Here is a 727-nt window from a genome sequence, read left to right as displayed (position 1 = left end):
GTGACTCGTGGGCCGTTATCTGCTGCGCCGACTCGTCAACTATCTGGCGCTGGTCCTCATCGCGGCCTCCCTCACCTACGCCCTCGCGGCGCTGAGCCTCGACCCGAGGTCCAACTTCCTGGGCCGGAACCCTCCGGTCGCGGCCACCTCGGTGTCGGCCACCTTGGACGAGTACAACCTGAACCCCGACACCCCCTTCGTGGTGCGCTTCGCGCACTGGGCCGACGGTGTCGCCCATGGCGACCTCGGACGGACCGTCACCGGGGGCCAGGTCAATGACGAGTTCGGCCGTCGTGTCGGGGTGAGCACCCGGTTGCTGCTGATCGCCACCATTGTGGGCTCGATCGGCGGTGTCATGGTGGGCGCCTGGGGTGCCATCAGGCAGTACCGGGTCTCGGACCGGGTCGCCACGCTGGGCTCGTTCTTCATTCTCGCGATGCCGATCCCCGTGATCGCGGTGACGCTCAAACTGTGGGCGATCGACATCAACGACGCCGTGGGACACAAGGTCATCGAGTACACCGGTGAGTACGACCCGGGGCTGTCCGGCACCGGGGAGATCCTCGTCAGCCGGCTGCAGCACCTCCTCGTGCCCAGCCTCACTCTGATCGTCGTCCAGATCGCGCTCTACAGCCGCTACCAGCGCAGCACCATGCTGGACGTGCTGGGCAGCGACTTCCTGCGCACCGCGCGGGCCAAGGGCCTGTCCCGGCGGGCGGCGCTGATG

At 67.8% G+C, this 727-nt stretch carries 1 protein-coding gene; it reads left to right on the top strand.

The features are described 5' to 3' along the window. Positions 1-7: 7 nt before the first annotated feature. The coding region (locus PV364_RS41125; protein WP_319666062.1) for an ABC transporter permease at positions 8-727 on the top strand (720 nt) is incomplete at its 3' end.

Source organism: Streptomyces sp. MI02-7b (assembly GCF_033793585.1).
Taxonomy (GTDB): Bacteria; Actinomycetota; Actinomycetes; order Streptomycetales; family Streptomycetaceae; genus Actinacidiphila.
The sequence above is the reverse complement of the archived record's forward strand: the minus strand, read 5'-3'. Positions and strand labels throughout refer to the sequence as shown.